The sequence below is a fragment of the Kitasatospora sp. NPDC059571 genome (assembly GCF_042735675.1).
Taxonomy (GTDB): Bacteria; Actinomycetota; Actinomycetes; order Streptomycetales; family Streptomycetaceae; genus Kitasatospora.
Map to the genome: position 1 here is coordinate 1 of NZ_JBHWBW010000122.1, position 7,472 is coordinate 7,472.

A 7,472-nucleotide genomic window follows, 5' to 3' on the forward strand; every position below is an offset into this window, starting at 1 on the left:
GGAGATGTGTATCAGAGACCCGGCCGGCGCCGCCGACCAGCGGCCGGCCGGGCGCGGCAGGCCGTAGTGGTCGCGCAGCGTGCGGCCGGTGTAGCCCTCGCGGAACAGGCCGCACTTGCGCAGGATCGGCAGCACCTGATCGACGAAGTCGGTGAGGCCGTCGGGGAGGATCGGCGGCATGATGTTGAAGCCGTCGGCGGCGCCGGCGGTGAACCAGGTCTCGATGTGGTCGGCGAGCTGCTCGGGAGTGCCCACCACGACCTGGTGGCCGCGGCCGCCGCCGAGGCGGCCCACCAGTTGCCGCAGCGTCAGGCCGTCGCGCTCGGCCAGGTCGCGGACGAGTTCGAAGCGGCTCTTGGCGCCGTTGATCGCGGACACCGGCGGGAGCGGCGGCAGCGGCGCGTCCAGCGGATGGTCGGTCAGGTCGACGCCGAGCACACCGGAGAGCACCGAGATCGCCCGGGCCGGGTTGATCAGGGCGTCCAGCTCCTCGTCCAGGCGCCGGGCCTCCGCCTCCGTCGAGCCGAGCACCGGCACCACACCGGGCAGCACCTTCAGCCGGCCGGGGTCGCGGCCGGCCGCGGCGGCCTGCTGCTTGAGGCTCCGGTAGAAGTCCTGCCCCTCGGCGAGGGTCTGCTGAGCGGTGAACACGGCCTCCGCCCAGCGCGCCGCGAAGGCCCGGCCGTTGTCCGAGGAGCCGGCCTGCACCAGCAGCGGGTGGCCCTGCGGGCTGCGCGGGATGTTCAGCGGCCCGCGGACCCGGAAGTGCTCGCCGGCGTGGTCGATCTCGTGCACCCGCGCCGGGTCCGCGAACGTGCCGGCCGCCCGGTCGAGCAGCAGCGCGCCGTCCTCCCAGCTGTCCCACAGGGCGGTGACCACCTCCAGGAACTCGTCCGCACGGCGGTAGCGCACCGCGTGCTCCTGGTTGGCCTCGCGGCCGAAGTTCTGCGCGGCGCGGTCGCCGGCCGAGGTGACGATGTTCCAGCCGGCCCGGCCCCGGCTGATGTGGTCGAGCGAGGCGAACTGCCGGGCCAGGTTGTACGGCTCGGAGAACCCGGTGGAGACGGTGCCGATCAGGCCGATCCGCTCGGTGACCACCGCGAGCGCGGTGAGCAGGGTGAACGGCTCGAAGTGGCTGATCAGCCCCCAGCCGCCGTCGGAGCGGGCCTCCACGCCGTCCGCCAGGAACACCGAGTCGAACGAGGCGGCCTCGGCCTGCCGGGCGAGGTCCTGGAAGTGCGTGATGTCGGCGGCCCGGGCCGGGTCGGTGCGCGGGTGGCGCCAGGCGGCCTCGTGGTGGCCGACGCCCATCAGGAAGAGGTTGAAGTGCAGTTGGCGCTGGTCGGGCATGGCGGGGCGCTCCGGGGTCGGCGGGGACGGGGGGTCGTCTGCCATCCTGCGGGGCCCCGCCGGGGGCGGACAACGATTCTCCGGGCGGTGGAATTAATGCCCCGTTGACCGCCCCGCCACAAGCATCCGGGCAGGTCAGGACGCCCGCGCGGTGCGCAGCTCCATCGGCCGCTGGTACGCGCTGTCCAGCACGCCGGCGCAGGCCGCGACCGCCAGCAGGTCCCGGCCGAAGGAGCCGGCCGCGACCAGCCTGGCGGGCTCCGGCCGGGAGTGCTCCAGCACCTGGCGGCGCAGCTGCCCGGCGAGTTCCGGCACCACCGTCAGCCCGGCCTCGCTGACCACCAGCACCTCGGGGTTGACGACGTCGAGCAGGAGCGCGGCGACCGGCGCGACCAGCGCCAGCCGCTCCTCGAACAGCGCGACCGCCGCGGTGTCGCCCGCCGCCGCGCGGGCCATCAGCAGGTCGAGGTCGGGCCGCCCGATCAGGCCCTGCCGGTACGCCCGGCGCGCCACCGCGCGGTCCGAGACGGTGGCCTGGAGGCAGCCCGTCCGCCCGCACGGGCACGGCTCGGCGGAGCCGGGCACCGGCAGGTGGCCGATGTCGCCGGCCCGGGAGCGGCGGCCGCGCAGCACGGTGCCGCCGGTGGCGATGGCGGCGTCCACCACGTTGCCGACGAAGAGCTGGACGAGCTCGGTGGAGCCCTGCCCGGCGCCGAACAGCAGCTCGGCGCGGGCCAGTGCACGGGCGTGCCCGTCCACGTGCACCGGTAGCCGGGTCGACCCGGCGAGCAGGTCGCGGACGGCCACGTCCCGCCAGCCCAGCGGGGCGTGCTCGACCACGACCCCGCGCTCGGCGTCGACCCAGCCGCCGGTCACCACCCCGACCCCGAGCAGCGACCGGCCGGCCGCCCGCCGGGCGGTGAACCCGGGCAGGTGGGTGCGGACGGTCCGCAGCACCTCGGCCGCGTCACCCGTCCGGGGCAGCCGTTCGTGGGCGACCACGCGACCGCGCAGGTCCAGCAGCGAGAAGGTCAGCCAGGGCACGCCGATGTGCACCCCGCAGGCGAGGTGGTGGCGGGTGTCGACGTCGAGCTGCAGCTGCGGGCGCCCGGCGCGCGGCGGGCCGTCCGGCGGCGGCAGCTCGCGCAGCAGGCCGAGCGCGAGGAGGTCGGCGGTGTGCCGGGAGACCGCGGCCGCGCTGAGGCCGACGGCCCGGCCGACCGCCGACCGGGCCATCGGCCCGCCCGCCAGGACGGTGCGCAGCACCGCGCCGGCGCCCCCGCCCTCGGCGGGCAGCGGTCCGCGGTCGAGTGCGGGGGAGGCAACCAGGGAGAGCATGCGCTCGATGGTCCCAGCGGGGTGTTGCACGGGCGTGGCGGCGGCGTGAAGCGGTCCGGGGCCGTCAAGATGCCGCCAAGACTGCCGCCGGAGCGGGCCGATCGGCGCAGGCCGGGACGGATCGGCCGTAGTCTCGGAACCGGCGAACAGGTGTCCGGGCGGCCCCCGGGCGAACGGAACGGAACGCATGGCGCGCGGCAGGCTGCGGATCCACCTCGGGGCGGCCCCCGGGGTCGGCAAGACGTACGCCATGCTCGCCGAGGCGCACCGCCGGCAGGCCCGCGGCACCGACGTGGTGGTCGGCTTCGTGGAGGACCACGGCCGGGCCGCCACCGCCGCGCTGGCCGAGGGACTGGAGACCGTCCCGCGCCGGCCGACCGCCCCCCGCTACGGCGGCGAGCTCGACCTCGACGCGGTGCTCGCCCGCCGCCCCCGGCTCGCCCTGGTCGACGAGCTCGCCCACACCAACGCCCCCGGCTCGCGCAACGCCAAGCGCTGGCAGGACGTCGAGGAACTGCTCGCCGCGGGCATCGACGTGCTCTCCACCGTCAACATCCAGCACCTGGAGTCGCTCGGCGACGTGGTCGAGGGCATCACCGGCGTCCGCCCCCGGGAGACCGTCCCGGACGAGGTGGTCCGCCGCGCCGACCAGATCGAACTCGCCGACATGGACCCGGAGGCGCTGCGCCGCCGCCTCGCGCACGGCAACGTCTACCCGCCCGAGCGGGTCGACGCCGCGCTCGCCCACTACTTCCGCCTCGGCAACCTCACCGCGCTGCGCGAACTGGCGCTGCTGTGGACGGCCGACCGGGCCGACGAGTACCTCCAGCGCTACCGTGCCGAGCAGGGCATCGAGGGCACCTGGCAGGCCCGCGAGCGGATCGTGGTCGGCATCACCGGCGGACCCGAGGGCGCCACCCTGATCCGCCGGGCCGGCCGGATCGCCGCCCGCGGTGCCGGCGGCGAACTGCTGGCCGTGCACATCGCCCGCGCCGACGGGCTGGCCGGCAGCGGCTCCCCGCAGGCCCTGATCGAGCAGCGCACCCTGGTGGAGAGCCTCGGCGGGACCTTCCACACCGTGCTCGGCGACGACCCGGCGCAGGGGCTGCTGGACTTCGCCCGCGGCGTCAACGCCACCCAGATCGTGCTCGGCAGCAGCCGCCGCAAGCCCTGGCAGTACATCTACGGGCCCGGGGTGGGGGTCACCGTGACCCGCGGCTCCGGCGACATCGACGTCCACATGGTCACCCACGAGCACGCCGCCGCCGGGCGCGGCCGGATCCCGATCCGCCGGGTCACCGACCTCGGCCGGACCCGCACCGTCGCCGGCTGGCTGATAGGCATCGCCGGCCCGCTGCTGCTCGCCCTCGTCCTCACGCAGGCGCACGGCCTCGGGCTCTCCACCGACATGCTGCTGTTCCTGTCGGTGACGGTCTGCGCGGCGCTGGTCGGCGGGCTCTTCCCGGCGATCGCCGCCGCCCTGGTCGGCTCCAGCGCGCTGAACTACTTCTTCACGCCCCCCGTGCACACCTTCACCATCGCCGCGCCGGAGAACATCCTCGCGGTGGGGATCTTCACCGCGGTCGGCATCGCGGTCGCCACCGTGGTCGACGTCGCGGCCCGCCGCAGCCACCAGGCCGCCCGCAGCCAGGCCGAGGCCCGCACTCTCAGCGCGCTGGCGGGCACCGTGCTGCGCGGCGCACCGACCGGCGAAGGGGTGCTGGCCGCCCTGCTGGAGCAGGTCCGGGAGGTGTTCCAGCAGGACGCCGCGGCGCTGCTGGAACGCCCCGACGACCGCTCGCCGTGGCGGACCACGGCCGTCACCGGCGAGCACCCGCCCGCCCGGCCGGAGGACGGCGACGTGGACGTGCAGGTCGGCGAGCACCTCGCGCTGGTGCTGCGGGGCCGGGTGCTGCCCGCCGAGGACCGCCGGCTGCTCGGCGCCTTCGCCGCCCAGGCCGCCGTGGTGCTGGAGCGCCGCCGACTGGCCGGGGAGGCCGCCGCCGCCCGCCGGGAGGCCGAGGGGAACCGGATCCGCACCGCGCTGCTCGCCGCCGTCTCGCACGACCTGCGCACCCCGCTGGCCGGCATCAAGGCCGCCGTCACCTCGCTGCGCGCCGAGGACGTCGAGTGGGACCCGGCCGACGAGGCCGAGCTGCTGGCCGGCATCGAGGCCGGCGCCGACCGCCTGGACCACCTGATCAACAACCTGCTCGACATGAGCCGGCTGCAGACCGGCACGGTCACCCCGCTGCTCCAGGACACCGACCTGGACGAGGTCGTCCCGTACGCGCTCGGCGGGGTGCCGCTGGAGGCGGTGGCCCTGGACGTCCCCGAGACGCTGCCGATGGTGCGGGCCGACGCCGGGCTGCTGGAGCGCTCGCTCGCCAACCTGATCGAGAACGCCGTCAAGTACCGGCCGGACGGCAGCCAGGTGCTGGTCAAGGCGGACGCGGTACGGCCGGCGCGCGGCCCGCACCTGGTCGAGCTGCGCATCGTCGACCGCGGCCCGGGCGTCCCCGAGCACGCCCGGGAGCGGATCTTCGCCCCCTTCCAGCGCTACGGCGACGCGCCGCGCGGGGCCGGCGTCGGCCTCGGCCTGGCCGTCGCCCGCGGCTTCGTCGAGGCCATGGGCGGCACCGTCACCGCCGAGGACACCCCCGGCGGCGGGCTGACCATGGTGGTGGCCCTGCCCGCCGCCGACGGCCGCGCCGCCGGTCCCGCCGGCAGCAGCCCCACCGGCACCGATCCCACCGATACCGATCCCACCGACCGAAAGGCGGAGCCCGTATGACCCGGGTCCTCGTCGTGGACGACGAGCCGCAGATCGTCCGCGCCCTGGTGATCAACCTCAAGGCCCGTGCGTACGAGGTGGACGCCGCCTACGACGGCGCACAGGCCCTGGAGCTCGCCGCCGCGCGCCACCCCGACGTGGTGGTGCTCGACCTCGGCCTGCCCGACATGGACGGCGTCGACGTGATCCGCGGCCTGCGCGGCTGGACGCGGGTGCCGATCATCGTGCTGTCCGCCCGGCACGCCTCCGACGAGAAGGTCGAGGCGCTGGACGCCGGCGCGGACGACTACGTCACCAAGCCGTTCGGCATGGACGAGCTGCTCGCCCGGATGCGGGCCGCCGTCCGCCGCGCCGAGCCGGTCGACGAGGAGGGGGCCGCGGTGGTGGTCACCGACTCCTTCACCGTCGACCTGGCCGCCAAGAAGGTCCAGCGCGACGGCGCGGACGTCCGCCTCACCCCGACCGAGTGGCACCTGCTGGAGGTGCTGGTCCGCAACGCGGGCAAGCTGGTCGGCCAGACCCAGCTGCTCCAGGAGGTCTGGGGGCCCGCGTACCGCAAGGAGACCAACTACCTGCGGGTCTACCTCGCCCAGCTGCGCCGCAAGCTGGAGACGGACCCCTCGCACCCGAAGCACTTCGTCACCGAGCCCGGCATGGGCTACCGCTTCGAGCCCTGACCAGGCCCGGGTCCGCCCTCGCGGGTGACCTGCGACTCTGCCGCCGGGGGCCGGTCTACCGGTAGCCTTTCCGCATGAGTGGTGACATCCGCAGCGACCAGCCGCAGGGCCGCTTCCGCCGCATGCTCAACCGCCTCACCTCCTCCGCGGAGGAGCTGGAGGCCGAGGAGCTGCGCCAGGACACCGCCGAGTCGGGCTGCACCCCGATCGCGCGGATCGCGGACCGCCAGGTGGTCACCGTGGCCGGTACGCTGCGCGCCGTGACCCTCCGCCCGCGGGCCGGCGTGCCCGCGCTGGAGGCCGAGCTCTTCGACGGCACCGATGCGCTGGACGTGGTCTGGCTCGGCCGCCGCTCGATCGTGGGCATAGAGCCCGGCCGGCGGCTGATCGCCACCGGCCGGCTCAGCCATGCACGCGGCCGTCGCGTGCTGTTCAACCCCCGCTACGAGCTGCGTCCGGTTGGACACGGGAGCGAATCAGCGTGAGCAACCTGCCCGGCGGCGACTCCGCCGCCACTACCGCCCGCCTGTCCGACGGCCCGGATCCGGCCGTCGCACCGCCGGCGGACGGCCTTGAGGACGCCGCGGCCCGCGAGGCGGCCGCGTCCAAGGAGGCCGCCGAGACGGTGATCAAGGCCTTCGGCGGCGTCCGCGGCATGATCGACATGACGCTGCCCGGCCTGGTCTTCATCGTGGCCTTCAACCTGACGCACCAGGTCGCCACCGCCGCCTGGTCGGCGCTGGGCCTGAGCGCACTGTTCGTGGTGGTCCGGCTGTTCAAGCGGGAGACCATCCAGCACGCGTTCAGCGGCGTCTTCGGCGTGGCGATCGGCGCCTGGATCTCGATGAAGACCGGCAAGGCCGAGAACTTCTACCTGCCCGGCCTGCTCTACAGCGTCGGCTACTGCATCGCGCTGGCGGTCTCCGCACTGGCCCGCTGGCCGCTGATCGGCGTGATGCTCGGCCCGATCACCGGCGAGATGTTCACCTGGCGCAAGCAGAACCCGGGCCGGCTGGCCGCCTACACCAAGGCGACCTGGGCCTGGGTGGTGATCATGGGCATCAAGCCGGTGGTGCTCTTCCCGCTCTACCTCTCCGGCAACGTGAACCTGCTCGGCTGGATGAAGGTCGCCCTCGGCATCCCGCCGATGCTGCTGGCGATGTACGTCACCTGGCAGATCCTGCTGAAGGCGCCGCCGCCGATCAAGGCGCAGATCGACGAGGAGTGACGGGGTGGGGGGGGCGCCGCCCCCCGCCGGCGCCGCGCGCCCCGGGGCGCGGGGCGGGCGCCTCGCCGGGCCCCCCCCCGCCACA

General features: G+C 75.3%; 6 protein-coding genes. 4 read left to right on the plus strand and 2 right to left on the minus strand.

The genetic code is table 11. The features are described from left to right. Both ACFV0G_RS16330 and ACFV0G_RS16335 read right to left on the minus strand, forming a co-directional pair. On the minus strand, nucleotides 1–1,350 hold a 1,350-nt coding region (locus ACFV0G_RS16330), incomplete at its 3' end, for an LLM class flavin-dependent oxidoreductase (protein ID WP_380547172.1). Nucleotides 1,351–1,485: 135 nt separating this feature from the next. Further along, entirely contained in the window at nucleotides 1,486–2,688 is a 1,203-nt protein-coding gene (locus ACFV0G_RS16335; protein WP_380547174.1) for an ROK family protein, read from the minus strand. 187 nt (nucleotides 2,689–2,875) lie between these two features. Here ACFV0G_RS16335 and ACFV0G_RS16340 point away from each other — a divergent pair, with 187 nt between their 5' ends. From ACFV0G_RS16340 to ACFV0G_RS16355, 4 genes are all read left to right on the plus strand, one after another. Further along, nucleotides 2,876–5,482, plus strand: coding sequence for an ATP-binding protein (locus ACFV0G_RS16340; RefSeq protein ID WP_380547176.1), 2,607 nt, complete (start codon nucleotides 2,876–2,878; stop codon nucleotides 5,480–5,482). Next, nucleotides 5,479–6,159 carry a response regulator gene (locus ACFV0G_RS16345; RefSeq protein ID WP_380547178.1) on the plus strand — a complete coding sequence of 227 codons (681 nt, stop codon included), beginning with the start codon at nucleotides 5,479–5,481 and terminating at the stop codon, nucleotides 6,157–6,159. Before ACFV0G_RS16340 ends, ACFV0G_RS16345 begins: the two co-directional genes overlap by 4 nt. 74 nt (nucleotides 6,160–6,233) lie before the next feature. Further along, a complete protein-coding gene (locus tag ACFV0G_RS16350; RefSeq protein ID WP_380547180.1) occupies nucleotides 6,234–6,644 on the plus strand; it encodes an OB-fold nucleic acid binding domain-containing protein in 411 nt (136 codons plus the stop codon). Next, nucleotides 6,641–7,387: a DUF3159 domain-containing protein gene (locus tag ACFV0G_RS16355; RefSeq protein ID WP_380547182.1), complete on the plus strand. Its 747-nt coding sequence runs from the start codon at nucleotides 6,641–6,643 to the stop codon at nucleotides 7,385–7,387. Before ACFV0G_RS16350 ends, ACFV0G_RS16355 begins: the two co-directional genes overlap by 4 nt. Nucleotides 7,388–7,472 lie beyond the last annotated feature (85 nt).

Excerpts from the sequence above, each read along its gene's own strand:
- ACFV0G_RS16340 (WP_380547176.1), top strand. The coding sequence starts at position 2,876 with ATGGCGCGCGGCAGGCTGCGGATCCACCTCGGGGCGGCCCCCGGGGTC.
- ACFV0G_RS16345 (WP_380547178.1), top strand. The coding sequence starts at position 5,479 with ATGACCCGGGTCCTCGTCGTGGACGACGAGCCGCAGATCGTCCGCGCC.
- ACFV0G_RS16350 (WP_380547180.1), top strand. The coding sequence starts at position 6,234 with ATGAGTGGTGACATCCGCAGCGACCAGCCGCAGGGCCGCTTCCGCCGC.
- ACFV0G_RS16335 (WP_380547174.1), bottom strand. The coding sequence starts at position 2,688 with ATGCTCTCCCTGGTTGCCTCCCCCGCACTCGACCGCGGACCGCTGCCC.